Annotated in this window: 25 protein-coding genes; 7 read left to right on the forward strand and 18 right to left on the reverse strand. The window is 64.9% G+C overall.

Annotated elements, in window-relative coordinates; all coding sequences use genetic code 11:
- Window positions 1–3 precede the first annotated feature (3 nt).
- From EPO50_RS01760 to EPO50_RS01830, 15 genes are all read right to left on the reverse strand, one after another.
- Complete coding sequence (locus tag EPO50_RS01760; protein ID WP_296340919.1) at window positions 4–882, reverse strand: M23 family metallopeptidase; 879 nt, start codon at window positions 880–882, stop codon at window positions 4–6.
- Between the two features lie 62 nt (window positions 883–944).
- The gene (locus EPO50_RS01765; RefSeq protein WP_367268022.1) at window positions 945–1,577 is read right to left on the reverse strand and encodes a protein-L-isoaspartate(D-aspartate) O-methyltransferase; all 633 of its coding nucleotides are present in this window, start codon (window positions 1,575–1,577) and stop codon (window positions 945–947) included.
- Between the two features lie 30 nt (window positions 1,578–1,607).
- A complete protein-coding gene (surE, locus tag EPO50_RS01770) occupies window positions 1,608–2,405 on the reverse strand; it encodes a 5'/3'-nucleotidase SurE (RefSeq protein ID WP_296340921.1) in 798 nt (265 codons plus the stop codon).
- Window positions 2,402–3,688 (reverse strand): serine--tRNA ligase, encoded by a 1,287-nt coding sequence (serS, locus tag EPO50_RS01775; protein ID WP_296340922.1) that lies wholly within the window; start codon window positions 3,686–3,688, stop codon window positions 2,402–2,404. The genes surE and serS overlap by 4 nt, the downstream gene beginning before the upstream one ends.
- Window positions 3,689–3,690: 2 nt before the next feature.
- Window positions 3,691–4,491 carry a twin-arginine translocase subunit TatC gene (gene tatC, locus EPO50_RS01780; RefSeq protein WP_367268019.1) on the reverse strand — a complete coding sequence of 267 codons (801 nt, stop codon included), beginning with the start codon at window positions 4,489–4,491 and terminating at the stop codon, window positions 3,691–3,693.
- Window positions 4,492–4,561: 70 nt separating this feature from the next.
- Window positions 4,562–4,999 (reverse strand): Sec-independent protein translocase protein TatB, encoded by a 438-nt coding sequence (tatB, locus tag EPO50_RS01785; protein ID WP_296340923.1) that lies wholly within the window; start codon window positions 4,997–4,999, stop codon window positions 4,562–4,564.
- 53 nt (window positions 5,000–5,052) lie between these two features.
- Window positions 5,053–5,310: a twin-arginine translocase TatA/TatE family subunit gene (locus EPO50_RS01790; RefSeq protein ID WP_296340924.1), complete on the reverse strand. Its 258-nt coding sequence runs from the start codon at window positions 5,308–5,310 to the stop codon at window positions 5,053–5,055.
- 111 nt (window positions 5,311–5,421) lie between these two features.
- On the reverse strand, window positions 5,422–6,567 hold the full coding sequence (scpB, locus tag EPO50_RS31480; RefSeq protein WP_367268020.1) for an SMC-Scp complex subunit ScpB: 1,146 nt from the start codon (window positions 6,565–6,567) through the stop codon (window positions 5,422–5,424).
- Window positions 6,564–7,424, reverse strand: a complete 861-nt coding sequence (locus EPO50_RS01800) for a ScpA family protein (RefSeq protein WP_296340925.1) — start codon at window positions 7,422–7,424, stop codon at window positions 6,564–6,566. The genes scpB and EPO50_RS01800 overlap by 4 nt, the downstream gene beginning before the upstream one ends.
- Window positions 7,425–7,478: 54 nt before the next feature.
- Window positions 7,479–8,510 carry a beta-N-acetylhexosaminidase gene (gene nagZ, locus EPO50_RS01805; RefSeq protein WP_296340926.1) on the reverse strand — a complete coding sequence of 344 codons (1,032 nt, stop codon included), beginning with the start codon at window positions 8,508–8,510 and terminating at the stop codon, window positions 7,479–7,481.
- 10 nt (window positions 8,511–8,520) lie between these two features.
- The gene (locus EPO50_RS01810; RefSeq protein WP_296340927.1) at window positions 8,521–9,303 is read right to left on the reverse strand and encodes an SPOR domain-containing protein; all 783 of its coding nucleotides are present in this window, start codon (window positions 9,301–9,303) and stop codon (window positions 8,521–8,523) included.
- A gap of 147 nt (window positions 9,304–9,450) precedes the next feature.
- The gene (gene argS, locus EPO50_RS01815; RefSeq protein WP_296340928.1) at window positions 9,451–11,193 is read right to left on the reverse strand and encodes an arginine--tRNA ligase; all 1,743 of its coding nucleotides are present in this window, start codon (window positions 11,191–11,193) and stop codon (window positions 9,451–9,453) included.
- 58 nt (window positions 11,194–11,251) lie between these two features.
- Complete coding sequence (locus EPO50_RS01820) at window positions 11,252–12,427, reverse strand: deoxyguanosinetriphosphate triphosphohydrolase (RefSeq protein ID WP_296341007.1); 1,176 nt, start codon at window positions 12,425–12,427, stop codon at window positions 11,252–11,254.
- Window positions 12,428–12,493: 66 nt separating this feature from the next.
- Window positions 12,494–12,925: a universal stress protein gene (locus tag EPO50_RS01825; protein ID WP_296340929.1), complete on the reverse strand. Its 432-nt coding sequence runs from the start codon at window positions 12,923–12,925 to the stop codon at window positions 12,494–12,496.
- A gap of 5 nt (window positions 12,926–12,930) precedes the next feature.
- Window positions 12,931–13,656: a TerC family protein gene (locus EPO50_RS01830; protein WP_296340930.1), complete on the reverse strand. Its 726-nt coding sequence runs from the start codon at window positions 13,654–13,656 to the stop codon at window positions 12,931–12,933.
- 121 nt (window positions 13,657–13,777) lie between these two features.
- Between EPO50_RS01830 and gpt the strand changes: the two genes are divergently transcribed.
- From gpt to EPO50_RS01855, 5 genes are read left to right on the forward strand one after another with little or no spacing between them, the layout of a single operon-like run.
- Window positions 13,778–14,281 carry a xanthine phosphoribosyltransferase gene (gene gpt, locus EPO50_RS01835; protein WP_296340931.1) on the forward strand — a complete coding sequence of 168 codons (504 nt, stop codon included), beginning with the start codon at window positions 13,778–13,780 and terminating at the stop codon, window positions 14,279–14,281.
- Window positions 14,278–15,291, forward strand: coding sequence for an NAD(P)-dependent alcohol dehydrogenase (locus EPO50_RS01840; RefSeq protein ID WP_296340932.1), 1,014 nt, complete (start codon window positions 14,278–14,280; stop codon window positions 15,289–15,291). The genes gpt and EPO50_RS01840 overlap by 4 nt, the downstream gene beginning before the upstream one ends.
- A 15-nt stretch (window positions 15,292–15,306) precedes the next feature.
- Entirely contained in the window at window positions 15,307–16,281 is a 975-nt protein-coding gene (locus tag EPO50_RS01845; protein ID WP_296340933.1) for a tripartite tricarboxylate transporter substrate binding protein, read from the forward strand.
- A 9-nt stretch (window positions 16,282–16,290) separates the two neighbouring features.
- A complete protein-coding gene (locus EPO50_RS01850) occupies window positions 16,291–18,327 on the forward strand; it encodes a bifunctional aldolase/short-chain dehydrogenase (RefSeq protein WP_296340934.1) in 2,037 nt (678 codons plus the stop codon).
- Between the two features lie 37 nt (window positions 18,328–18,364).
- Window positions 18,365–19,249 carry a TauD/TfdA family dioxygenase gene (locus tag EPO50_RS01855; RefSeq protein WP_296340935.1) on the forward strand — a complete coding sequence of 295 codons (885 nt, stop codon included), beginning with the start codon at window positions 18,365–18,367 and terminating at the stop codon, window positions 19,247–19,249.
- Window positions 19,250–19,255: 6 nt separating this feature from the next.
- On the opposite strand, the gene EPO50_RS01860 is transcribed toward EPO50_RS01855, so the two are convergent.
- Window positions 19,256–20,833 (reverse strand): FAD-dependent monooxygenase, encoded by a 1,578-nt coding sequence (locus EPO50_RS01860; protein WP_296340936.1) that lies wholly within the window; start codon window positions 20,831–20,833, stop codon window positions 19,256–19,258.
- 11 nt (window positions 20,834–20,844) lie between these two features.
- A complete protein-coding gene (locus EPO50_RS01865) occupies window positions 20,845–21,486 on the reverse strand; it encodes a glutathione S-transferase family protein (protein WP_296340937.1) in 642 nt (213 codons plus the stop codon).
- 64 nt (window positions 21,487–21,550) lie between these two features.
- On the opposite strand from EPO50_RS01865, the gene EPO50_RS01870 reads away from it, so the two are divergent.
- Both EPO50_RS01870 and EPO50_RS01875 read left to right on the forward strand, forming a co-directional pair.
- On the forward strand, window positions 21,551–22,579 hold the full coding sequence (locus EPO50_RS01870) for an aldo/keto reductase (RefSeq protein WP_296340938.1): 1,029 nt from the start codon (window positions 21,551–21,553) through the stop codon (window positions 22,577–22,579).
- Between the two features lie 10 nt (window positions 22,580–22,589).
- On the forward strand, window positions 22,590–23,426 hold the full coding sequence (locus tag EPO50_RS01875; protein WP_296340939.1) for an amidohydrolase: 837 nt from the start codon (window positions 22,590–22,592) through the stop codon (window positions 23,424–23,426).
- On the opposite strand, the gene EPO50_RS01880 is transcribed toward EPO50_RS01875, so the two are convergent.
- The gene (locus tag EPO50_RS01880) at window positions 23,416–23,880 is read right to left on the reverse strand and encodes a CHRD domain-containing protein (RefSeq protein ID WP_296340940.1); all 465 of its coding nucleotides are present in this window, start codon (window positions 23,878–23,880) and stop codon (window positions 23,416–23,418) included. The genes EPO50_RS01875 and EPO50_RS01880 overlap by 11 nt on opposite strands.
- Window positions 23,881–23,912: the final 32 nt, after the last annotated feature.

The raw sequence follows: 23,912 nt of genomic DNA on the forward strand, positions 1-23,912 counted from the left end.
CGCTTATTGTGCCGGCAGCACCGTCGTGGGATCGATGGTCTTGCCGGAGCGGCGAACCTCGAAGTGCAGCTGAGGTTCGGCCGAACCACCGGAATTGCCGACCTTGGCGATCGCCTGGCCCTTCTTCACGGTGTCGCCCTTCTTGACCAGCAGCGCCTCGTTGTTGCCGTAGGCGGTGATGTAGCCGCCGGAATGCTCGACCAGCAGCAGATTGCCCATCTTGGCGACCTCGTTGCCGGCATAGATGACCTTGCCGCTATCGGCGGCCTTCACCGTCGTGCCCTTGGCGGCGGCGATGTCGATTCCGTCGTTCCTCTGGCCACCCGACGTGCCGTAGCTCGAGACGACCTTGCCGTTGACCGGCCAAGCCATCCGCTGCGGCGGGGTAGCCGGCACGGTGACGGAATGTGCCGCCGGCGCGAGCGGCGTCGGCTCGCCGGCGGGCGCTGCGGAGCGTGGTGCTTCGCTCCCGCCGGGCGCCGCCAAAGCCTCTCGCTTGACGGGTCCAGGCGCGCTGGGATTGGCCGCGGCGGTCTGGGTGGTGGCCGCAGTCCCGACATTGTCGGCCACGAAGCGAGCACCCGGCATCTGCAGGGTCTGGCCCGCCTTCAGCGTGTAGGGCTGCTTGAGATTGTTGCGGTCGATGATTGTCTGGCTCGACACGCCATAGCGCTGCGACAGGCTCTCGACCGTGTCCTTGTCCTTCACGACATAGACCGGGACGGCATTGGGACCGGCCGCTGAGCCGGGATACTCCATGGTGCCCTCACGGGCGCCCATGACGGTATTGCAAGCGCCGAGCGCGACAGACAGCACCGCCATTGTACCCAGCGTGCGCAGCCAGCCCGCCCATCGCGAGGGGAAGCGAGGGGCTCTTTTCATGAATCCAGTTTACTGCATCACGATTCCGGCGGGAATCGGGCCAATGACGATTTTCGGCCGCTTTATCCCTGCCCCAGCACCGGCAACGGACCGGTGACGAGCGGCACGAAACGCACCGGCATCAGCGTGTCGCGTTTCAAGCCGCTCTCGCTCTTGACGATGCGCTCGACGACCTGTGCGGTCGGATCGCGGCCCACCGGCACGATCAGAATGCCCCCCACGGCGAGCTGGTCGATCAGCGCTTGCGGCCGTTCCTCGGCAGCTGCCGTAACGATGATGCGGTCAAATGGCGCCTGGCCGGGCCAACCCTTGCTGCCGTCGTTGATGTCGACCACGACATTGTAGATGCCGAGATTGAGCAGCAGCCGCTCGGCTTCCTTCGAGAGCGGCTTGAAGCGCTCGATCGAGTAAACCCGCCGCGCCAGCTTGGCGAGCACGGCAGCCTGGTAGCCCGAGCCGGTCCCGATCTCGAGCACCTTCATGCGCGGGCCCACGCGCAACGCCTCGGTCATGGCGGCCACGACCAGCGGCTGGCTGATGGTCTGGCCGAAGGCAATGGGCAGCGCCGTGTTCTCCCAGGCGCGCTCGGCGAAGGTCGGCGATACGAAACGCTCGCGATCGACCGAGGCGATCGCCGTCAGCACGTTCTCGTCCGCGATGCCCGAGTTGCGCAGTTCGGCAATCAGGCGCTGCATGGCCGGGACGTTCACGGCGCCCGCCTCGCCCTACTCTGCCTTCGCGGGGGCCGGCTCGAACTCGGCGACGAGCTTACGGCGCATCGCCTCGTGGGTGAGGTCGAGGTAGAGCGGCGTCACGGAGACGTAACCGGCGCGAACGGCGGCGATGTCGCTCGCCTCGTCGATCTCGCGCTCCTGTGGCGTGTAGCCGATCCAGTAGTAGGACCCGCCGCGCGGATCGTGGCGCTCGATGATGTAGCCGCCGAAGCCGCGATTGCCCTGGTGCGTTGCCCGGATGCCCTTCACCGATCCTGCGACGACGTCGGGGAAGTTGATATTGACCAGCACGTTGCGTGGCCAGTCCATGGCGAGGACGCGGCGCGCCACGGCGGCGCCATGGGCGGTGGCGGTGCCCCACTTCACGGGATGGTCGTGCGTATAGGCCTGGCTGAAGGCAATCGACGGCAGGCCGAGCAGGCACCCTTCCATCGCAGCCGCGATCGTGCCGGAATAGGTCACGTCGTCGGCAATGTTGGTGCCACGATTGACGCCGGACAGGACGATGTCGGGCTTGCGATCCTTCAGCAGATGCTTGACCGCAAACAAGACGCAGTCGGTCGGCGTACCCTCGATCGCGTACTTGCCGTCGCTTACTTCGCGCGACCGGATCGGCCGCGACAAGGACAGCGAATGGCCGGCGCCGCTCTGATTGACCTCGGGCGCCACCACCCAGACATCGCTGGAAAGCTGCTCGGCGATCTCGATCAGGGCCTGTAGGCCGGGCGCGTGGATACCGTCGTCGTTGGTGACGAGGATACGCGCCTTGGCGAGATTGACCGCGTTCACTTCTTGGCCACGCCGGCGGCGATCGTCTCGACGCCGCGCATGTAGGGGCGCAGTGCGTCGGGGATCGTCACCGAGCCGTCCTCGTTCTGATAGTTCTCCAGCACGGCGATCAAGGTGCGGCCGACCGCAAGGCCCGAGCCGTTCAGAGTGTGCAGGAACCGCGTGCCCTTGCCTTCCTTGGGGCGGTAGCGGGCGTTCATGCGGCGCGCCTGGAAGTCACCGCAGTTCGAGCAGCTCGAAATCTCGCGATAGGCGTTCTGACCCGGCAACCAGACTTCGAGGTCGTAGGTCTTGCGCGCCGAAAAGCCCATGTCGCCGCTGCAGAGCGTCATCGTGCGATAGGCAAGGCCTAGCCGCTTCAGCACTTCCTCGGCCGATGCGGTCATGCGTTCGTGCTCGGCTTCGGAGTGCTCAGGCGTAGTGACGCTGACGAGCTCGACCTTGGGAAATTGATGCTGGCGGATCATGCCGCGCGTGTCCTTGCCGGCAGCGCCCGCCTCGGAGCGGAAGCAGGGCGTGAACGCGGTAAAGCGCAGCGGCAGGTCCTTCTCGTCCAGCACCATGTCGTTCACCAAGTTGGTGAGCGAGACCTCGGCCGTGGGGATCAGCCAGAAGCCGTTGTCGGTGCGGAACATGTCCTCCGCGAATTTCGGAAGCTGGCCGACGCCATAGACCGCGGCATCCTTCACCAGCATCGGCGGATCGATCTCGGTGTAGCCATTCACTTCGGTGTGCAGGTCGAGCATGAACTGCGCGATCGCCCGCTCGAGCCGCGCCAGCCGGTTCTTCAAAAAGACGAAGCGCGAACCGGAAATCTTGGCGGCCTGTGCGAAATCCATCTCGCCCAGCGCCTCGCCCAGCGCCACATGGTCCTTGGGCTGGAAGCTGAAATTGCGCTGGTTGCCATGACGGCGAACCTCGACATTGCCGTGCTCGTCGTTGCCCGTCGGCACCTCGTCGGCCGGTATATTGGGCAGGATCTCGAGATGGCGCTTCAATTCCTCGTCGAGATGCTGCGCCTCGGCCTCGCCTTTCTTCAGCCCCTCTTCCAGGCTGGCAACTTCGGCCATGAGGGTGTCGGCGGGCTCGCCCTTGCGCTTGGCGATGCCGATCTGCTGGCTGAGCGCCTTGCGCTTGGCCTGCACAGCCTCGCTCTCCGAAATGGCGGCGCGACGACGCTTGTCGATCTCCAGGATACCGGCCGAAGCCGGCACGAGACCACGGCGCTGCAGGCCCTTGTCGAAGGCGTCGGGATTCTCGCGGACGAAACGTATGTCGTGCATGACTAGGAGCTGGCCGCCTCGTCGGCTTTCTTCTTCTCGGCTTCCTCGGCTGCCTTTTCCTCTCTCGCGCGCTTCCGCTCGATCCAGCCGCCGATCAGGATGCTGATCTCGTAGAAGGCCATCAAGGGAATGGCGAGCGCGATCTGGCTCACCACATCGGGCGGAGCCAGGACGGCCGCGATGACGAAGGCGATGACGATGGCGTAGCGGCGCTTGGACTTGAGCCCTTCGCTGGTGGCGATCCCGACCTGGATCAGCAGGGTCAGGAGAACCGGCACCTCGAAGGCAAAGCCGAAGGCGAAGACGAGTTGCAGGATGCGCTCTAGATAGTCGGACGATCTCAGCGTCTTCTCGATGTCCGGCGGTGCGTACTGCGTGAGCATGAAATTGATCACGTAGGGCAGCACGACATAGTACATGAGCGCGCAGCCGGCATAGAACATGAACGGCGTGGCGACCAGGAAGGGCACGAAGGCGCGCTTCTCGTGCCGATAGAGGCCAGGCGCCACGAACAGCCAGATTTGAACCGCGATCAGCGGGAAGCCGACGATCAGCGCAACGAACGCCGACAGCTTCACGGTGACGAAGAAGAACTCGAAGATGTCGAGGACGACAACCTTGTAGCCGTCGGCAATCGCCGGCTGCATCAGGAACGAAAAGATCGGCTTGGCGAAGTAGAACGTGACGAAGAAGACGGCGAAGAAGCAGACAAGGGCATAGATCAGGCGTTTGCGCAGCTCGACCAGATGATCGAGCAGCGGCATCGGCTTGTCGTCTTCAGGTCCGTCGTATGCCTGGGTCACGGTACGCTTCGCAGCATGGGAGCCGCGTTATGCCGTCCTTTGGCACTCGATTCAAAGCGCTATTTGGCACTCAGCCGACCGCAGCGGCCTTCGCCGGCTTCTCTTCGACTGCAGGTACGGGCGCAAGTACGGGCGGCGCAGCAGGCTCAGCCGCGATTTGAGGCGCGGATTCGGGCTCGGCCAGGGGATTGTCGATCTGGGCCTTCACCTCGGCGATCGCCTTTTCACCTTCGGCGACACCTTCTTGAATGAGGCTCTTGATCTCCTTGGTGGGATCAAGCGACTGCAAATCGAGGCCGGGCGCCGACTCGAGCTGCTTCTTCACCTCGTCGAGCTCCGACTGGCGGACCATCTCATCGACGTGCCCACGGAATTCCGACGCCATGCCGCGCATCTTGGCCATCCACTGGCCCCAGCTGCGCAACAGCTTCGGAAGCTCCTTGGGGCCGATGACGACAAGCGCCACAACGGCAATGACCAAGAGCTCAGGACTGTCGATACCGAACATCGGCGTTCAGACCCTGCCGCAGCAACGCGCCGCGGCCCACTCCGGACGTGCTCTCAGACCTTCGCATCCTGGTGGACCTGGCCACCCGGCGGCGTAGTGGTGGCCTGAGCCGAGATCGGCTTGGCCGCGTCGCCTGGCTGCTGATTGGCTTGCGCCGGCGGCGTCTCTTCCTGCGCACCGACGCCCTTCTTGAAGGCCGACAGGCCCTTTCCGAAGTCGCCCATGAGCTGCGAGATCTTGCCGCGACCGCCGAACAGCAGCAGCACGACGGCCAGCACGATTAGCCAGTGCCATATGCTGAAGCTACCCATGTGAAAATGCTCCCAAGAATTTCTACGATCGGCGTGTCGTGTTCACGAGTGCCGATTATGGCACTCGCGTCGAAGTCCCGGCAACCGGTCGAATAAGGTTCTATTGGGGCGTTAGCGCCCCGTCTCCTCGGTGGCGAGAGGCTCGACAGCCTCCTCTTCCGTCGGTTCGAGCGGCAGATCCGGCTCCTCAGGACGGAATATGGGGGGCTGGGAGCGCGGGTCCAAGAGGCCAGCGGCCTTCAGCTCCTCCTGCCCCGGCAGGTCGTCGAGGCTCGGCAGGCCGAAATGTTCGAGGAAGAAGTCGGTGGTGCCCCAGGTCACGGGCTTGCCCGGCGCACGCCGGCGGCCCATCGGCTTGATCCAGTTCTGCTCGAACAGCAGGTCGAGCGTGCCCTTGCTCAGGCCAACACCACGAACCTGCTCGATCTCTGCACGAGTCACCGGCTGGTGATAGGCGATGATGGCCAATGTCTCGACCGAGGCGCGCGACAGTTTGCGCGTCACCGGCCGCTCGATCTTGAGCTTCTCGGCCAGGTCAGGCGCCGTACGGAAGGCATAGCCACCCGCCACCTTCACCAGATTGACACCCCGGTTGGCGTAGAGCTCGGCCAGATCGGCCAGGAGCCGAGCCACGTCGGCGTCGTTGGGCAGGCGTTCGACCAGATCCTTTTCATCAAGTGCCTGGGTGCCAGCAAAGAGCAGCGCCTCGAGCAGGCGCAGGTGCTGGGCATGGTCGGGTGAAACGACGTCGGTGACCTGGCCTGCGGCCGCGGCGGCTACGGCTGCACCCGCAGCGGCGGCAATCACGGTCTCGGCCTCTACAGGCGTGGTTTCCGTGGTTTCGGCTTCCGAGGCCTCCTCTACGACGGCCTTTTCGCCATCCTCTTCGTCCTCGTCCTCTTCTTCGTCCTCGTCATCATCGTCGTCATCGTCCGAGTCGTCATCGTCCGAGTCGTCATCATCCGACTCCTCGTCATCATCTTCATCGGAATCGTCGTCGTCCGACTCGTCTTCATCCTCGTCCGAGTCATCGTCTTCATCGTCCGACTCGTCATCGTCATCGTCGTCATCGTCGTCATCATCGTCTTCGTCGACGCCCTGCCGCTTCTTGGCAGCGGCCAACTCCTCGTCCTCGGGCAGATCGCCGGCGACGACTTCGGCCTCCGATGCAGGCTCGGCGATCACCGCCTCCTGTTCCTTCGGCTCTTCGACGGCGGTCGCTTTGTTTTCTTGATCTGACATATCGGGAACCGTCACCGTTGCTCGGTACGTTTACGCAAATGAATAGGGCCAAAGCGCTCGGTCTGTCGCAGCTCGATCTGGCCATCCTTGGCCAATTGCAGGCCTGCCACGAAAGTCGAAGCGAGGGCCGAGCGGCGCTTGTTCGGATCGGTAAGGCCGGCCGGGAGGAAGGCTTCGAGAGTCTGCCAGTCGATAGCGATGCCCAGCATCCGGCCCAGGCGCTCCGCGGCCTCCTCGACCGAGAAGAACTGCATCGGCGCGATCTGGTAGGTGTCGGCATCCTTGGGCCGCACCTGATGTCCGTAAGCCTGCAGTAGGTCGTAGAGCTTCACGTCCCACACGGCGCGACGGACGACGATGACGCCCTCGGGCTGACCGCGCGAGAAGATGTCCTTGCCTAGCTGAGGCCGCGCCATCAGGCGGGCGCCGGCTTCCTGCATCGCTTCCAGGCGGCGCAACTGCCACTGCAGGGCATCGGCCATCTCCTGGCCCGACGGTTCTTCGCCAGCCGGCGGCTCCGGCAGCAGCAGGCGCGACTTCAGGTAGGCAAGCCAGGCCGCCATCACGAGATAGTCGGCGGCCAGTTCCAGCCTGAGGCGGCGGGCCTGGGCCACGTGCGCCAGATACTGATCGACCAGCGCCACCATCGAGATGCGCCGCAGATCGACCTTCTGATCGCGCGCCAGGGTGAGGAGCAGATCGAGCGGGCCTTCGAAGCCCTCGAGATTGACGATCAGTTCGCCCTCGCCCGGCGCAATGACGTCGGGCCCGGCGGCGTTGAAGCCGTCGGTGGCCGGTGCCGTTTCAGCAGGCGCAGCGGGCGCGTCGGCGACCGGAACGTCTTCGGGGGGCGGGCTTGCAGGCTCGTTCATGTAGCCCCGGTTTAGTCTAGTGGGCCTGCCTGCCGCCACTGGATTTGGCCCGCCTTATCCCCATTCGGGCAGGAGTTCGGTGAGCCTTTTTGCAGCATCGGCGAGCCCTTGGCGGCCGGCCGGATCACTGTGGCGGGCGAGAAAGGCCCGGCCTGCGTCGACACGGCGCCGGGCGAGGTCGGTCATCGGCCCGATGCGACCAGCAATCTCGACCATTTCCGCCATTCGGCCATTGCAATGCAGGGCGATATCGCAGCCCGCAGCCAGCGCGCGGAAAGCCCGATCCCCCAACGAACCGCCCAGCGCCTGCATGGAAAGGTCGTCCGATAGCAGCAGCCCTTCGAAGCCGATATGGCCGCGGATGATATCCTTCACGCTGCGCGCCGATACCGTGACGCAGTCCTTGGCGTCGATCGCCTCGAAGAGGAGATGCCCGGTCATCGCCCAAGGCAGGTCGGACAGGAGCTTGAAGGGGACGAAGTCTGTGCGCTCCAGCTCCGCCCGCGAGGCCGTCACCGTCGGCAGCGCATCGTGGCTGTCGACCGTGGCGCGGCCGTGCCCCGGAATGTGCTTGATCACCGGCATCACGCCTTCGGCCAGCAGGCCTTCGGCGGCAGCGCGCCCCAGCGCCGCCACCGGCTCCGGGCGATCGGCATAGGCACGGTCGCCGATCACCGCATGGGTCTCGGGAAAGGCGATGTCCAGGACAGGCACACAATCGACGTCACAGCCGACCGACCTCACATCGGCGGCCAGCAGGCGCGAGTTGAGCTTCGTCGCCTCGAGCCCGCGCTCAGGGTCCCGCGCATAGAGTTCGCCCAAAAGACGGGCCGGTGGCGCCTTGCGCCAATGCGGCGGGCGCAGCCGCGCCACACGACCACCCTCCTGGTCGATCAGGATGGGCGCTTCTGCCCGCGCCACCGAGGACCGCAGGTCGTCAGCCAATCGGCGCGCGCGTTCCGGTGTGTCGAAATTGCGCGCAAAGAGGATGAAGCCCAACGGATCGGCGTCGCGGAAGAAGGCGCGCTCATCGGGCGTCAAATCGGGACCGGCGCAGCCGAAGATCGCGGCGCGCTGCGCACTCATGGGCAAGGTGTCACCGTGCGGGAGGAACGGAGACGCAGTCGGTCTTGCGCGACTTGAGGTTGGCGCAGACGCTGTGGGCCTGCTTCTCATCGAGCGGGCCTGCCTGGACGCGATACCAGACGCCCCTGTCGCCGAGATCGACCTTCACCGCCTGCATGCGCAGGTTGGACAGCACGTCGCCATGGGCGCTTTGCAGGCGTGCCCAGGTCGACTTGGCGACGTCTTCGCTCTTTACCGAAGCGATCTGCACCCGCCAGCCACCGGTCGGACCGGACATATTCTCGATCAGGCTCGCGATGCTGGGTCCGCTCTCGCTGGTCGGCGTTGTCGAGGCCGGTTGCACATTAGGCAGATTGTTTTGACCCTTAGCGTCAGCCGGCGGCGGCGTCGGCCCCATCACGGCTGAAGCCGGAGGATTGGGCTGCAATGGCGTCGGCGCCTTGGCGACCTCGGCTTCCGGCGGCTTGGGCGCAGCCGGGGTCGGCAGACCGTTGGCCGGCAGCCTGGGCGTCACCGCCACGGGGAGCAGCTTCTCGGGCTGGCTAGGCACCGCACCGGGGGCGATGCGGTTGAAGACTTCCTTGTCCTGGTTGGGCGGCACGAGGCCGCCGGCATTCTCAGGCTTGATCCGGGCCGGCGTGGTCGGCGCCTGCACGACCAACGGCTCCAGGCCCCGGCCACCGGCTTTGACGTCCTGATTATGCGCCCACCACACGACCGAGCCGAAACTCGCGATCGCGGCGACGGAAACCATGACCGTCAGGATCTGGCCGCGGCGTCTATTGACGCGCATGAGCAACGAGTCCCGCGGCGGCGGCGGAATCGAATCTGGTTCGTGCGCGACGGGCCGGGGCGGTGGATCGAGCCGCACGGCAACCGACTCACTCGGTCGGTAGATCGTAGGTCCGTCGCCGGAGGGGGACCGGCGGATGTGCATTCGTTATCTCATTTCCTCGACGGGTGTTACGCCGAAGACCTTTAATCCCGATCCTATCACAAATCCGATTCCCTGTACCAACGCCAGACGCGCCCGGGTGAGATCGGGATCACCCTCGACCACGAAACGCAGACCTGGCTCCTCACGACCGCGATTCCAATGGGCATGGAAAGCAGCAGCGAGGTCGTAGAGATAGAAGGCGATGCGGTGCGGCTCATGCGCCACCGCTGCGGCCTCCACCTGACGCGGCCACTGGGCGATCATACGGATCAGCGCCAGCTCGCTGGCATCAGCCAAACGGTCGAGCGGCGCAGTGCCCAACCCATCGACCGCAATGCCGGCAGCACCTGCCTGTCGCATGACAGAGCGCGTGCGCGCATGGCCATACTGGACATACCAAACCGGGTTGTCGCGTGACTGTTCGGTGGCCTTCACCAGATCGAAGTCGAAGGGCGCATCGTTCTTGCGGGTCAGCATCGTGAAGCGCACGACGTCGGGACCGACTTCATCCAAAAGATCGCGCAAGGTGACGAACGTGCCGGCACGCTTGGACATGCGCACGAGCTCGCCATTTCTCATGACACGCACGAGCTGGCAGAGCTTCACATCGAGCTCGCCCTGCTTCTCGGTGATGGCGCTGACCGCCGCCTTCATGCGCTTGACGTAGCCGCCATGGTCGGCGCCCCACACGTCGATCATGTCGCTGAAGCCGCGACGGAACTTGTCGTGATGGTAGGCGATATCGTTGGCGAAGTAGGTCCAGCTTCCGTCCGACTTCTTGAGCGGCCGGTCGACCTCATCGCCGAACTGCGTCGCACGAAAGAGCGTCTGCTCGCGATCCTCCCAGTCGTCCGGCTTCTTGCCCTTCGGCGGCTCGAGCTGCCCCTGATAGATCAGGTCCTGGCGGCTGAGTTCCTGAAAGGCGCGATCGACGGCGCCGCTTTCGACCAGAGCACGCTCCGACGAATAGACGTCGATGTTGACGCCCAGCGTCGCGAGATCGGTTTTGATCTCGGCCATCAAGGTCGCGATGGCGAAGGCGCGCATCTCCGGCAGCCAGTCCGCCTCGGGCTTGTCGATCCAGCGTGCGCCGTCACGCTTGGCGATCGCCGCGCCCACGTCCTTCAGGTACTCGCCGGGATAGAGGCCTTCGGGAATCGCCGTGATATGATCGCCCAACGCTTCCCGGTAACGCAGGTAGGTCGACTGGCCGAGCTTGTCGACCTGAGCACCGGCGTCGTTGATGTAATATTCCTTGGTGACGGCATAACCCGCCTTCGCCAACAGATTGGCCAGCGCGTCGCCCACGACGGCGCCACGCGCATGCGCCACGTGGAGCGGGCCGGTCGGATTGGCCGAGACATACTCGACGTTCACCTTGGCGCCCTGCCCCATCGTCGAGTCGCCATAGGCAACGCCTGCCTCGAGGCAATCGCGCAGGCGCTCCCGCCAGAAGCCGTCGGCGATCTTGAGATTGAGGAAGCCCGGCCCCGCCACGGCGCCGTCGACCACGTCCGGGTTGGCTTTGAGGCGGCCCAGCAACGCCTCCGCGATGTCACGCGGCTTCTTGCCCGCGGCCTTGGCCAGCACCATGGCGGCGTTGGTCGCGATATCGCCATGGGCGGCGTCGCGTGGCGGTTCGGCCGTAATGGCCGAAAAATCGAGCTTTTCCGGCAATTCGCCGGCGGCCTGCATGGATGTCAGCGCCGAGACGATTTCGCCGATGAAATGACGGTAGGGATTCATGGGGCGGGTATTGCCGAAACGGCGCCCCTTGTCATCCATCCCCTAGAGCCATCCGCCCTTACTCGTAGAGGTCGAACAGCCGCCGATGTTCATCCAGAGCGAAACGGTCGGTCATGCCGGCAATATAGTCCGCAACAACGCGGGCTTTTGCCTGAATCGAGGCCTGTTCGGCCTTCTCACGCCAGGGCGACGGAAGGCAGTTGGGCTCGGTAAACAGCAGTTCGAACAGATCGACGACGACCCGGCGCGCCTTGGAGTGCGAGCGGTTGAGCTTCCAATGCTCGTACATGCGCTTGTAGAGAAAGGCCTTCACCGTCTTGTCGGTCGCCGCCATTCGATCGGAGAAGGCCACCACAGGACGGCCGAGCATACGGATATCGGCCACCGACTTCGGCTGCGCTTCCTTCAGGCGCCGACGCGTCTCCGTCAGCACATCCTCGACCATGGCGTTGATCACGCGGCGTACCGCCTCGTGGATCAGCCGCGTCTGGTCGATAGCGGGATACTTTTGGCGGACAGTCGCGAACATCTCGCCGACCAGCGGTAGTTCGAGCAGATCCTTGACCTCGAACAGCCCGGCCCGCAGCCCGTCGTCGATGTCGTGGTTGTTGTAAGCGATGTCGTCGCTCAGCGCGGCGACTTGCGCCTCCGGCCCTGCATGGCCGTGAAGTTCGAGATCGTGGTCCCGGCAATATTCGACGATGGCGGCAGGCAGCTCCTCGAGCGCACGCCCCTGCTTCAGCAGGGGGCCATTGTGCTTCACCACCCCTTCCAGGGTCTCCCAGGTGAGGTTCAACCCGTTGAACTCGGCGTAGCGGTCCTCGAGCTTGGTGAGGATGCGCAGCGTCTGGGCGTTATGGTCGAAGCCGGCATAGGGCTTCATCACGCCATGCAGCGCTTCCTCGCCGGCATGACCAAAAGGCGTGTGCCCAAGATCGTGCGCAAGCGCCACCGCCTCGCCGAGGTCTTCATCGAAGCGCAGCACACGACAGATGGTGCGGGCGATCTGGGCCACTTCGAGCGAATGAGTGAGGCGCGTCCGATAATGGTCGCCCTCGTGATAGACGAAGACCTGGGTCTTGTGCTTCAGGCGCCGGAACGCCGTCGAATGGATGATGCGGTCGCGATCCCGTTGGAACGGGCTGCGGCTGGAAGACTCGGGCTCGGCATGCAGGCGGCCGCGACTCTGCCACGGCAGGGTCGCATAGGGCGCCAGCGCCTCGCGTCGCCACATCTCCTCGCCCACGCTTCGCGACCCTCCTTGTAGGGGCGCGTTTTTACGCCGTCCGGGCCCGGATGGCTACTTTACGAGGGTAACCGGCACCTTGGAGTGCGCGATCACATCCTGCGCCACAGAGCCCAGCAGGACGCCGGCGAGGCCGGTATGGCCGCGGGTACCGATGACGACCAGACCGGCGTCGAGCTTCTTGGCGAAGTCCGCCACGATTTCGCCCTGACGCCCGACACCAATATGGGTCTTTGCGGTGAGGGACGCCTTCTTGGCGATGGCGACGGCCGAGGCCACTGCTTTCTCGCCTTCCTCGCGGTGATGGGCGTCGATCTGGTCGCGCGAGACGAACGCCGACACCGCGCCGCTCACCCCATGCTGGACGTTGATCAGGTGCAGCTCCGCCGCGCAGCCGGCAGTGATCAGATCAATGGCATGCTGCGTGGCGCGATCGGAATAGGCCGAACCGTCGACCGCGACGAGGATTGCTTTCATCTTGGCCATGGCAGCTACTCCTTGCTCTTTTCAGTGGCGAGATCGACAGGCTCCGCGTGTCGGCGCTGTCTGGCTCGATGCTGCAGGAAATACCCAACGACAACGACGAGGATCGCGCAGCCAATCTCGAGAATGGTCTTGGCATGCGGGGTGAGCGCAGCGAGCTTGTCGGCATAACCCGGATCGGTCGCCAGCACTTCGCCAGCGATCCAGCCCAACAGAGCGCCGCCGGCCACGACGATGACCGGGAACCGGTTGAGCAGCGCCATGATCAGGGTAGCGCCGAAGATGATGAGCGGGATGCTGATCAGCAGGCCGAGCACGATGAGCGTCGTGTCGCCCTTGGCCGCCGCGGCAATGGCGATGGCATTGTCGAGGCTCATGACGGCATCGGCGATGATGATGGTACGGATGGCGCCCCAGACGGAACCCGCGCCCTTGACGCCGTCGCCATGCTCCTCTTCTCCCTGCACCAGCTTGATGCCGATCCAGAGCAGTAGGAGGCCGCCAGCCAACTTCAGGAAGGAAATCTGCAAGAGCTGATCGACGATCAGCACGAAGATGATACGCAGGATGATGGCGCCGGCGCTGCCGATCAGGATGGCCGGCTTCTGATGCTTCTTCTCGAGATTCCGGCAAGCGAGCGCGATGACCAGCGCGTTGTCACCAGACAGGACGATGTTCACCAGGATGATCTGGGTGAGGCCGCTCCAGAAAGCGGGCGTAAGCTCAAATCCCATTGTTCTGCAGTCTCCGTCCCGATTATCCCTATGGGGTATGCTTCTACGCGCCGGCCGAAGGTGTTAGTGCAGCGTCTGCCAGGGGGCAAGCCAAACCGGACACGGCCGAGGACGAAATCGCATGGCGAGCAGCGCAGGCTACAACAAGATGTTCCCCGTCTCATGGACGGAGCTGCATCGTGACGCACGTGCGCTCGCCTGGCGGCTGGCGGATCTGGGGCCCTTCAAGGGGCTAGTCGCCATCACCCGCGGCGGCCTCGTGCCGGCCGCCATCGTGGCCCGTGAACTCAATCTCCGGCTGATCGATACGGTTTGCTGTTCGACCTATGACCGTATGGAGCGCGGCGCCAAGGTCGAGCTCCTGAAAGGGACTTCGGCCGAGCAGGATAAGGGCAAGGACTGGCTGATCGTCGACGACCTCGTTGACACAGGCGTCACCGCACGGGCGGTACGGGCAATGCTGCCCGAGGCGCATTTTGCCACAGTCTATGCAAAGCCCGCCGGCCGGCCGACGGTCGACAGCTTCATCACCGAAGTCAGCCAGGACACGTGGATCCTGTTCCCCTGGGATCAGGAGGCCGTCATGGCGAAGACCATCATCGAGCTGAAAGGCAGTGGCCAATGAAGTGCTACGTGATCCCGGCCCCCAAAGGCATCGATTCGCTCACCCTCGTTGACCGGCCCGCCCCCACACCGGGTCCGCGCCAGGTGCTTGTCCGGGTGCGCGCGACCTCGCTCAACTACCGCGATCTCCTGACCATCGAGGCGCAGTACGCCCGCTCTGCCCCCAAGCCGGACCTTATTCCCTTGTCGGACGGGGCCGGCGAAGTGGTCGCCGTGGGTCCTGGCGTCAGCCGCGTGAAGGTGGGCGATCGCGTCGCCGGCTGCTTCATGCAGAAGTGGGTCGGCGGCAACATAGACGACTCAGCCATGGCCTCGGCCATGGGTGGCGCCATCGATGGCATGCTGACCGAGCTTGCAGTTCTGGAAGAGGACGGCGTGGTGAAGCTGCCGGCCGGCATGAGCTTCGAGGAAGGCGCCACCCTGCCCTGCGCCGGCCTCACTGCCTGGCATGCACTGGTCGAGATCGGCAATCTCAAGGCCGGTGACATCGTGCAGATCCAGGGCACCGGCGGTGTCTCCATCTTCGCCCTGCAGTTCGCCAGGATGTTCGGCGCGCGCGTGATCGGAACCTCGAGCTCAACGGCCAAGGCCGAGCGGCTGAAGAAGATGGGGGCCGAGGCGGTCATCGACTACAAGGCCACGCCTGATTGGGACAAGGAAACGCTGAAGCTGACCGGTGGACGCGGCGCCGACGTCACAGTCGAGGTCGGCGGTGCCGGCACGCTTCCCCGCTCCTTCATGGCAACGCGGCTCGGCGGCAGGATCGCTGTCATTGGCCTGCTCTCGGGCATGGCGACGCTCGATCCCATGCCGATCCTGCGTCGGAACCTGCGCGTGCAGGGCCTCTATGTCGGCAGCAAGCAGATGTTCGAGGCGATGAACCGCGCCATCGAGGCCAATGGTCTCAAGCCCGTCATCGACAAGGTGTTTCCTTTCGCCGAAGCGAAAGCGGCCTACCAGCATCTCAAGAGCCAAAACCACTTCGGCAAGATCGTCATCTCTCACGCCTAGGAAGCGCACGTCACCATGATCAAGCGTCGTCTGTTCAGCGCCAGCCTGCTCGCTGCGCCCTTCGCAAGGCCCGCGTTCGCGCAGACCTGGCAACCGTCCGGCCCCATCAAGATGATCGTGGCGTATCCGGCCGGCGGCCCGACCGACGTCATCGCGCGCATCGTCGCCGCCGACATCTCCGGCCCGCTGGGCCAGCAGGTCGTGGTCGAGAACATCTCGGGCGGCGCTGGCGCCATCGGCACGCGCACCGTCGCCAAGGCAAAGCCCGACGGACAGACGATCACGTTCGGCAACAACCAGACGCACGGCAACAACATGTTCATGTTGAAGGAGCCGGGCTACGACGCGGTGAAGGATTTCGCGCCGCTGGCCGGCGCCGGCGCCTTCGAACATGTCTTCGTCGTGCGCAACGACCTGCCGGCCAAGAACATTCAGGACGTGATCGCCCTGGCCAAGGCCAAGCCCGGCGAACTGAACTACGGCTCGACCGGTATCGGCTCGGGCTCGCACCTCTCGACCGAGCTCTTCATGGCGCGCACCGGCACCAAGATGACCCACGTTCCCTATCGCGGCGCGTCGCCGTTGGTGCAGGACCTGGTCGGCGGTCGCATCGACCTCTCCAATTCGACGCTCCCGAGTGTGCTGGCCCAGATCAAGTCCGGCCAGATTCGCGCCGTGGCGCTGGGCAGCCCCAAGCGCAACCCGCATCTTCCTGAGGTCGCGACGCTGGAGGAACAGGGTGTAAAGGGCGCCAACGCCGCCTCCTGGGCCGCCTTCTTCGCGCCGGCCGGCACGCCGCAGCCGATCCTCGACCGCCTGTCGGCCGAGATCCTGAAGAGCCTCAAGAAGCCCGAGACCATCGAGAAGATCGACAAGCTCGGCTTCACCGTCGAGCCGCGCGACCCTGCGCAGTTCAAGCCCTATCAGGCGCAGGAGATCGCGACCTGGGTGCAGATCGCCAAGGATGCCGGCATCCAGCCGGGGGAGTAAGGCTTCGGCATGGAAAACCTCTGGTCCGACGACGACGCAAAGGCAGCGATCGCACGGCACGCGGCGAAAGGCATCAACGAGGACCTGGCGTTGCGCGTCTACACAACGCGCCTGCTGGGCGGCGAGCCGCGGCTGGTGCTGCATGGCGGTGGCAACACCTCCGTCAAAACGCGCATGGCCGACATCACCGGCGCCCAGGTCGACGTGCTCTGCGTCAAGGGTAGCGGCTGGGACATGGGCACGATCGAAGCGCCCGGCCTGCCGGCGGTACGGCTCGGCCCACTCGGCGAGCTGAAGGGGCTGCAGGCGCTCTCCGACGAGGACATGGTGAATGTCCAGCGCACCAACCTGCTCGACAGCAAGGCGCCCAATCCGTCGGTCGAGACGCTGCTGCACGCCTTCCTGCCGCACAAGTTCATCGACCACACGCACTCCAACGCCGTGCTGTCGCTTACCGACCAGCCCGACGGCGAGGCGCTGGCAGCCGATGTGTTCGGCAAGCGCGCGGCACTGGTGCCGTACGTCATGCCGGGCTTCGCACTCGCCAAGAAGACCGACGAGATCGCGCGCGCGAACTCCGACGCAGAAGGTCTGGTGCTGTTGAAGCACGGCATCTTCTCGATGGGCGCGACGGCCGAAGAGGCCTACGTGCGCATGATCGACCTGGTGACTTTGGCCGAGAAGCGGCTCGCCAAGGAAACGCGCAAGATCTTCCCGGGCGTGACTCTGCCGAAGGAGATTGCCTCGGTCGCCGAGGTAACGCCGATCCTGCGCGGGCTCCTGTCGTTGCCGGCCAAAGACGGCGGCCGCGAGGCGGCACAGCGCTTCGTGTTCGAGTTCCGCACAGGTCCGGAAATCCTGGCCTATGTCGGCGGCAAGGAGATCACCCGCTACAGCCAACAGGGCCCTGTGACGCCCGACCATGCGATCCGCACCAAGGGCGTGCCGCTGATCGCGCCGGCGCCGCAGGCGGGCAAGCTCGATGTCTTCGCTACGGAAGCGAAGGCCGCACTCGACGCCTATGTTGCCGACTATCACGCTTACTTCGCGCGCCATAACGCCAAGCAGATGCCGCCGAAGAAGGAACTCGATCCGATCCCGCGCGTCGTGCTGGTGCCGGGCTTGGGCCTGTTCGGCGTCGGCAACAGCTCGAAGGATGCCAAGATCGCCGCCGACCTCGCGGAGACGACCGTGGCGGTCGTCGCCGATGCCGAGCGCCTTGGCCGCTACGAGTGCATCCCCGAGCCGGACATTTTCGACATCGAATATTGGTCGCTGGAGCAGGCCAAGCTGGGCGCTGCGGCAGAGAAGCCGTTGGCGCGGCGCATCGTGGCGGTGACGGGCGGCGGTTCGGGCATCGGCGCGGCCACGGCCGCTGCCTTCGCCCGCGAGGGCGCGGAAGTCGTCGTGCTCGACCGCGACGTCTCCAAGGTCAAAGGCTTCGCGATCGCCTGCGACGTGACCGATCTCAAGTCTGTGCGTGCCGCCTTCGACAAGATCGCCGCGACCTATGGCGGCGTCGACATCGTGGTGTCCAACGCGGGCGCCGCGTGGCAGGGCAAGATCGGTGAGGTCGACGAGGCGATCCTGCGTCAGAGTTTCGAACTCAACTTCTGGGCCCATCAGAGCGTGGCGCAGAACGCCGTTCGCATCATGAAGGCGCAGGGGCTGGGCGGTTGCCTGCTGTTCAACGCCTCCAAGCAAGCGGTCAACCCCGGCGCCGACTTCGGACCCTATGGGCTGCCGAAGGCCGCGACCCTGTTCCTCAGCCGCCAGTATGCACTCGACTACGGCGCCGATGGCATCCGCTCCAACGCCGTGAATGCCGATCGGATCCGGTCGGGTCTGCTAACCGACGAGATGATCGCACAGCGGTCCAAGGCACGCGGCCTCAGCGAAGCCGACTATATGGGCGGCAACCTGTTGGGCATCGAGGTGACCGCCGACGACGTGGCACAAGCCTTCGTTTCGCTGGCCAAAGCGGCGAAGACGACGGGCGCTGTCATCACCGTCGACGGTGGTAACATCGCGGCGGCTCTTCGCTAAGGCGGCCACTGGCGGGGAGCCCATATGGGAGGCTCCGTTGCCAATCGAGACACATCCCCTCCACCGCCACATCGGCGCGACGATGACCGGCGTCGACGTGCGCCGGCCGCAGACGGCCGACGACGTCGCCGCCATCGAGGCTGGCATGGACAGGCACGCCGTGCTCGTGCTGCCCGGCCAGGATATCGACGACCAGCAGCAGCTCGCATTCACGCGCAATTTCGGTCCCTTGCAGGAAGGTGCCAACACCACGCTGACGGCGACCACTCTGCGTCTCGGCGCTGCATTCGCTGACGTCTCCAATCTCGACAAGGACAACCAGCGCCTGGAGCGCAACGACCGTCGCCGCATGGCGGCGCTGGGCAATCGGTTGTGGCACTCCGATGCCACGTTCCGGATCGTTCCCGCGCGCTATTCGCTGCTGAGCGGCCGCATCACCACGACCAACGGCGGCAACACCGAGTTCGCCGACATGCGCGCGGCCTACGATGCACTCGACCCGGCAACCAAGGACGAGATCGAGGATCTCGTCTGCGAGCACTCCCTGATCTACTCGCGTGGTCAGCTCGGCTTCACCGACTTCACCGACGCGGAGCGCCACAGCATGCGGCCGGTGCTGCACCGTCTCGTGCGCACGCATCCCGTCACCGGGCGGAAGTCATTGCTGCTGTCGGCGCATATCGGCGCCATCGTCGGCTGGCCGCGGCCCGAAGCCATGTCCTTCATCCGTGACTTGATGGAACACGCCACACAGCCCGAGTTCGTCTACGCCCATCGCTGGACGCGGCACGACTTCGTGATCTGGGACAATCGCACGACCATGCACCGCGTGCGCCGCTTCGACGATCTCAACATCGTGCGCGATATGCGCCGCACCACGACCATGAGCGAAGGCCCGACGGTGGCGCAGCAAGCGGCGTAGCGGCAATCAGCCGGATATTCGATCGAGATATGTGACGAGGCCGGCGTCCCGGTACGACTTACCGCGCCAGCCGATGTATCCGTCGGGCCGGATGAGGAAGGCCGCTGCAACGGAACCATAAGTGTGTGCAACTGAGTTTTCGACGTCGCGGTAAAGGGCGATGCCCGCCTGCTCATTCACGCCTTCTTCCTGAACGATGCCGACGATCCGTAGGGGAATTCGGGAACGGCTGGAGATCTTGCGTGTGAACGCCGCAAGGTCCGGCGCCTCCTCGCGCCCAAGGTGAACGAGAAGGACATGCTCCGTGCCACGCAGGACATCGAACAGGCGCACGGGAAACCCAACGCCCTGACGCCTCAACCCGGTGCTATCGGGCGCGCGATCGCCGGCAACCGGACCAGCGTCGACAGGACCGGCATCGTCCTGAATCCAGGCAGTACCGTTGTAGGATATGCGGACCTGCGTATCGGCCAGACGATCCGGCTTCGCGTCGCGACCATGGCTCTCGTTCGCCGCGCGCGTGCGGGCGACGACATCGGCGCCGACGGGGCGGCGTTCGGCCTCGTAGCTGTCGAGCAGCTTTTCCGAAGCCGCGCCGCCAAGCACCAGCGCGAGCTTCCAGGCAAGGTTGTAGGCATCCTGAATGCCGGTGTTCATGCCCTGCCCGCCGGTCGGCGGATGGATGTGTGCCGCATCGCCCGCCAGGAAGGCACGGCCGCGGCGATACTGGGCGGCAAGCCGCATGCTGATGCGGAACATCGACGACCAGCGCAGATCCGACAGGCGGGGCTTGTCGGGAATCAGACTATCAGCAACGGCCTGGATGTCGCCGAGCCCGGGACCGCGAGCCTCCGACTGGATGCCGTGGTCGGAACCACCACTTTGCGCCAACTCCGACGGGGCGATCATCGACACCCGGTAACGGCCGGGCTCTGGCAGGGGAATGGCGACGAACATGTCCGGCGCCGCGTTATCGACGAGGCGCAACGCACGCAACGCCATCCCACGCGGCAAGTCCCAGGCGACGTGGACGTCGCCCAGCATGAACGTCATGGGCATCGCTTCGCCTTCGAAAGCAATGCCGAGCGCGTGACGCACCGTGCTGTGCGCGCCATCGCAGCCGATCACGTATCGGAAGGTCGCATTTTCCGTGCCACCGTCGAGGCGTTCGAGCCTGGCTGAGATGCCCTTCTCATCTTGCTGCAACGAGTGCAGGCCCGTGCCGCGCTCGACGGTAATGCCGAAGCGGCCGAGATGGCGAGCGAGCAGGCGTTCGGTCTCGTATTGCGGCAAGCCGAGCTGCGAATAAGGCAGATCCGACAGATCCTGATGGGCGTCGTTGGGCGGATGGCCATGAATGATCGACCGAAGGCCCTCGATCCAGAGTCCGGCGTCGATCATTTCGCGGGCGATACCCATGTCGTCCCACACTTCGAGCGTGCGCGGCGTAACGCCGATGGCGCGGCAATAGGGCGAAGGCTTTTCGAGACGATCGACAATGCGGCACCGCACACCATGCCGCGCGAGTTCGGCCGCCATCGTCAAACCAACCGGCCCGGCGCCAACGACCAGCACATCGACCATGGACCAGTCTCCTATCGTCCGTTGATCTCGGTATCCTTCTTCGGGATGAGATCGTAGGGCAGCGCAAAGCCTGGCATTGCCATCAAACGATCGCGCCAGGCGGCGAGGTTCGGGCGCGCGTCGAGCGACAGGCCGCCTTCCGCCGCGAACACCATGCGGCCCCAGCAGCCGATATCGGCGATCGAGCAGGCATCACCCACCAACCACTCGCGACCGGCGAGCGACTTGTCGGCGAAATCGAGCGCGGCTTCGGCCTGGGGCCGGAAGAAGTTCACGATCTCGGGTGAGACATCCGGGCGAAAGCGGGCGAAGTGACGAACGCGCGCCACGTTGGTGATCGCGTCGTTCTCCCAGGAGAGCCACTCGCGCGCCTGCCAGCGGTGCTGCTCCGTCTTCGGCTCGAAATGGCCCGTGGCGCGCGCGAGATAGTCGAGGATCACATTCGACATCACGATCGTCAGGCCACGGTGGCGCAACACCGGCACCTGGCCGTAGCGATTGATCGCGAGATGCGCGGCCTCCTTCTGCACGCCGTTCTTCAGGTTGACGGTGCGGAAGGAAAACGGCAGCCCCGAGAGCGCCAGGAAAAGCATCGGCTTGTAGCTCGAGCTGGACGTGAAACTGCCGTGCAGAACGAGACGGTCGTCGCTCATGGGGGCTCCTATGGCCTTGCCGGGGTGCCTTTCGTACTCTGTCGCGTCTGTGGAGGAAACGAACATGACAGCGCTCAAGCGCCGCAAGGTCGGACGGACAAATCTGGAAGTGACGGAACTTGGACTAGGCGGCGCGCCCATGGGTGGCTTCCGAGCGACCATATCCGATGCTGAAGCGGTGACACTCACCGACTCGGGCTACGACGCGGGCATCCGCTACTTCGACACTTCGCCCTTCTATGGCTATGGCCGCAGTGAGTTGCGCATGGGCGCCGCGCTGCGCGAGAAGCCGCGGGAGAGCTATGTGCTCTCGACCAAGATCGGCCGCATCCTGCACGTCCGTAAACCGGGCGAAGCGCTGCCCAAGGAATTCCGCGAGAACGGCCTGCCGGGCTTCGTGCCGCAGTTCGACTACACTTACGATGGCGTCATGCGCTCGCTGGAGCATTCGCATCTCCGGCTCGGCATCGATCGCATCGACATTGCCTTGATCCATGACGTCGACTTCTGGACCATCAAGGACCGGGCCATCCTCGACGAGCGCTTCAAGACGGTCATGGACTCCGGCTTTCGTGCCCTCGACGAGCTGCGCAAGGCCGGCATCATCTCGGCCATCGGCGTCGGCATCAACGAGGCCGACACCAGCACGCGGTTCGTCAAGGCTGGCGACTTCGACTGCATGCTGCTGGCCGGCCGCTACACCCTGCTCGAGCAGGGCGCCCTCGAAGAGTTCCTGCCGGAATGCCAGAAGCGCGGCGTCTCCGTGATCCTGGGTGGCCCGTACAATTCGGGCATCCTCACCGGAAACGTGCAGGCAGGCGCCACGCACGACTATGTGGCAGCACCGGCCCACCTGATCGAGAAAGCACAGAAGATCGAGGCGGTGTGCCAGCGCCACAAGGTACCGCTCGGCGCCGCGGCGATGCAGTTCCCACTCTTCCACCCCGCCTTTTGTTCGGTGATCCCCGGAGCGCTCAGCGTCGCGGAAGTGCAGCAGAACGTGGCGCACATGAGTGCGAAGATTCCCATCGAGCTGTGGTCGGAGCTGAAACGCGAGAAGCTGCTCGACCCCGCCGCCCCCACGCCGAACTGAGAGAGCCGCCATGAAGATCGTCGACGCGCAGGTCCATATCTGGTCGCAGACCATCACGCCGCCGAGCGGCCTGCATCGCAAGGTCTCCAGGTTCACCGCGGAGGAATGCCTCAAGGAAATGGACGAGGCCGGCGTCGATGCCGCGCTGATCCATCCCCCCTACAGTTGGGATCCGGACTCCGGTGCCGTGGCCCTCGCTGCCGCAAAGAAATACCCCGACCGTTTCGCCGTGATGGGCCAGTTCGCGCCCGACAAGCCGGAGAATCGCAAGCTGATCCAGGGTTGGCGCAACCAACCTGGCATGATGGGCCTGCGCTGGGCGCTGCTGTCGGATCAGGAGCAGAAGAAGCTGCACGACGGCTCGCTCGACTGGGTCTGGCCGGCCGCCGAAAAGGAAGGCCTGCCGGTCGCCATGCTGGGCGGCCTGTTCCTCGACACGTTCCGCGACATCGCGGAGCGCCATCCGAACCTCAAGCTGATCCTCGATCATTGCGGGCTCAACCGGCACGGCCAGGACGAGGCAGCCTTCATCCATCTCGACAAGCTCGTGGCGCTAGCCAAGCTGCCCAATGTCGCGATCAAGGCAACAGGTGCGCCCCACTATTCGACCAAGGGCTATCCCTTCCGGAACATTCAGGACGGACTGCACCGCATCTTCGACGCCTTCGGCCCGAAGCGCTTCTTCTGGGGTACCGACATCACCCGCATGCAATGCAGCTATCGCCAGTGCGTTACCTTCTTCACCGAAGAACTGCCATGGCTCAAAGGCCGCGACCTCGAAGATGTGATGGGGCGCGGTCTCTGCGACTGGATCGGCTGGAAGCTGGAGACGCGCGCTACTTCTTGAGCGGCACGATCTGCCCGCGGATCTCACCGTCGGGATATTTTTCCGTCATGACGTTGACGTACCAGCGGCCAGCCAGAACCTCGTCGGCCTGCTGCTTCGTCAACGTTACGCCATCGCTGATCGTCGAGCGGTCGGCGTAGAACGGCACGTTGATCGGCGCGACCTGCTGGGCGTTCTGCCCCACCGGCGCCGGACCGTGGAGATAGGCCATCGTCACCGGCCCACTCAGGCCCGCCACGTTGAGACGATATTCCAGCACCTTGGTCGAGGGTCGATAGACCGCCTCGAACCAGCCGCCGCCCTTGGTCTCGACCGGCGGCACTTGGCTGGCCCCGTTCAGGGTCGCGCGAAAGTCGGTCTTGGGGACTCTCGGCTCACCCAGATTGAGGGAGCAGCCTGAAGCGGTGAGCAGGAGGCCCAAGACCAGGGCCGAGCGGCGTAAGGAGCGATGCATGCGTCCTCAGTCTACGTCGCTCACGGCCCGAA

The sequence above is a fragment of the Reyranella sp. genome (assembly GCF_004297405.1).
In the GTDB taxonomy this organism is placed as follows: domain Bacteria; phylum Pseudomonadota; class Alphaproteobacteria; order Reyranellales; family Reyranellaceae; genus Reyranella.

Coding starts and splice junctions, on each gene's coding strand:
- EPO50_RS01760 (WP_296340919.1), bottom strand. CDS start 882: ATGAAAAGAGCCCCTCGCTTCCCCTCGCGATGGGCGGGCTGGCTGCGC.
- EPO50_RS01765 (WP_367268022.1), bottom strand. CDS start 1,577: ATGCAGCGCCTGATTGCCGAACTGCGCAACTCGGGCATCGCGGACGAG.
- serS (WP_296340922.1), bottom strand. CDS start 3,688: ATGCACGACATACGTTTCGTCCGCGAGAATCCCGACGCCTTCGACAAG.
- tatB (WP_296340923.1), bottom strand. CDS start 4,999: ATGTTCGGTATCGACAGTCCTGAGCTCTTGGTCATTGCCGTTGTGGCG.
- EPO50_RS01790 (WP_296340924.1), bottom strand. CDS start 5,310: ATGGGTAGCTTCAGCATATGGCACTGGCTAATCGTGCTGGCCGTCGTG.
- EPO50_RS01800 (WP_296340925.1), bottom strand. CDS start 7,424: ATGAACGAGCCTGCAAGCCCGCCCCCCGAAGACGTTCCGGTCGCCGAC.
- nagZ (WP_296340926.1), bottom strand. CDS start 8,510: ATGAGTGCGCAGCGCGCCGCGATCTTCGGCTGCGCCGGTCCCGATTTG.
- EPO50_RS01810 (WP_296340927.1), bottom strand. CDS start 9,303: ATGCGCGTCAATAGACGCCGCGGCCAGATCCTGACGGTCATGGTTTCC.
- argS (WP_296340928.1), bottom strand. CDS start 11,193: ATGAATCCCTACCGTCATTTCATCGGCGAAATCGTCTCGGCGCTGACA.
- EPO50_RS01820 (WP_296341007.1), bottom strand. CDS start 12,427: ATGTGGCGACGCGAGGCGCTGGCGCCCTATGCGACCCTGCCGTGGCAG.
- EPO50_RS01825 (WP_296340929.1), bottom strand. CDS start 12,925: ATGGCCAAGATGAAAGCAATCCTCGTCGCGGTCGACGGTTCGGCCTAT.
- EPO50_RS01830 (WP_296340930.1), bottom strand. CDS start 13,656: ATGGGATTTGAGCTTACGCCCGCTTTCTGGAGCGGCCTCACCCAGATC.
- gpt (WP_296340931.1), top strand. CDS start 13,778: ATGGCGAGCAGCGCAGGCTACAACAAGATGTTCCCCGTCTCATGGACG.
- EPO50_RS01840 (WP_296340932.1), top strand. CDS start 14,278: ATGAAGTGCTACGTGATCCCGGCCCCCAAAGGCATCGATTCGCTCACC.
- EPO50_RS01845 (WP_296340933.1), top strand. CDS start 15,307: ATGATCAAGCGTCGTCTGTTCAGCGCCAGCCTGCTCGCTGCGCCCTTC.
- EPO50_RS01850 (WP_296340934.1), top strand. CDS start 16,291: ATGGAAAACCTCTGGTCCGACGACGACGCAAAGGCAGCGATCGCACGG.
- EPO50_RS01860 (WP_296340936.1), bottom strand. CDS start 20,833: ATGGTCGATGTGCTGGTCGTTGGCGCCGGGCCGGTTGGTTTGACGATG.
- EPO50_RS01865 (WP_296340937.1), bottom strand. CDS start 21,486: ATGAGCGACGACCGTCTCGTTCTGCACGGCAGTTTCACGTCCAGCTCG.
- EPO50_RS01870 (WP_296340938.1), top strand. CDS start 21,551: ATGACAGCGCTCAAGCGCCGCAAGGTCGGACGGACAAATCTGGAAGTG.
- EPO50_RS01875 (WP_296340939.1), top strand. CDS start 22,590: ATGAAGATCGTCGACGCGCAGGTCCATATCTGGTCGCAGACCATCACG.
- EPO50_RS01880 (WP_296340940.1), bottom strand. CDS start 23,880: ATGCATCGCTCCTTACGCCGCTCGGCCCTGGTCTTGGGCCTCCTGCTC.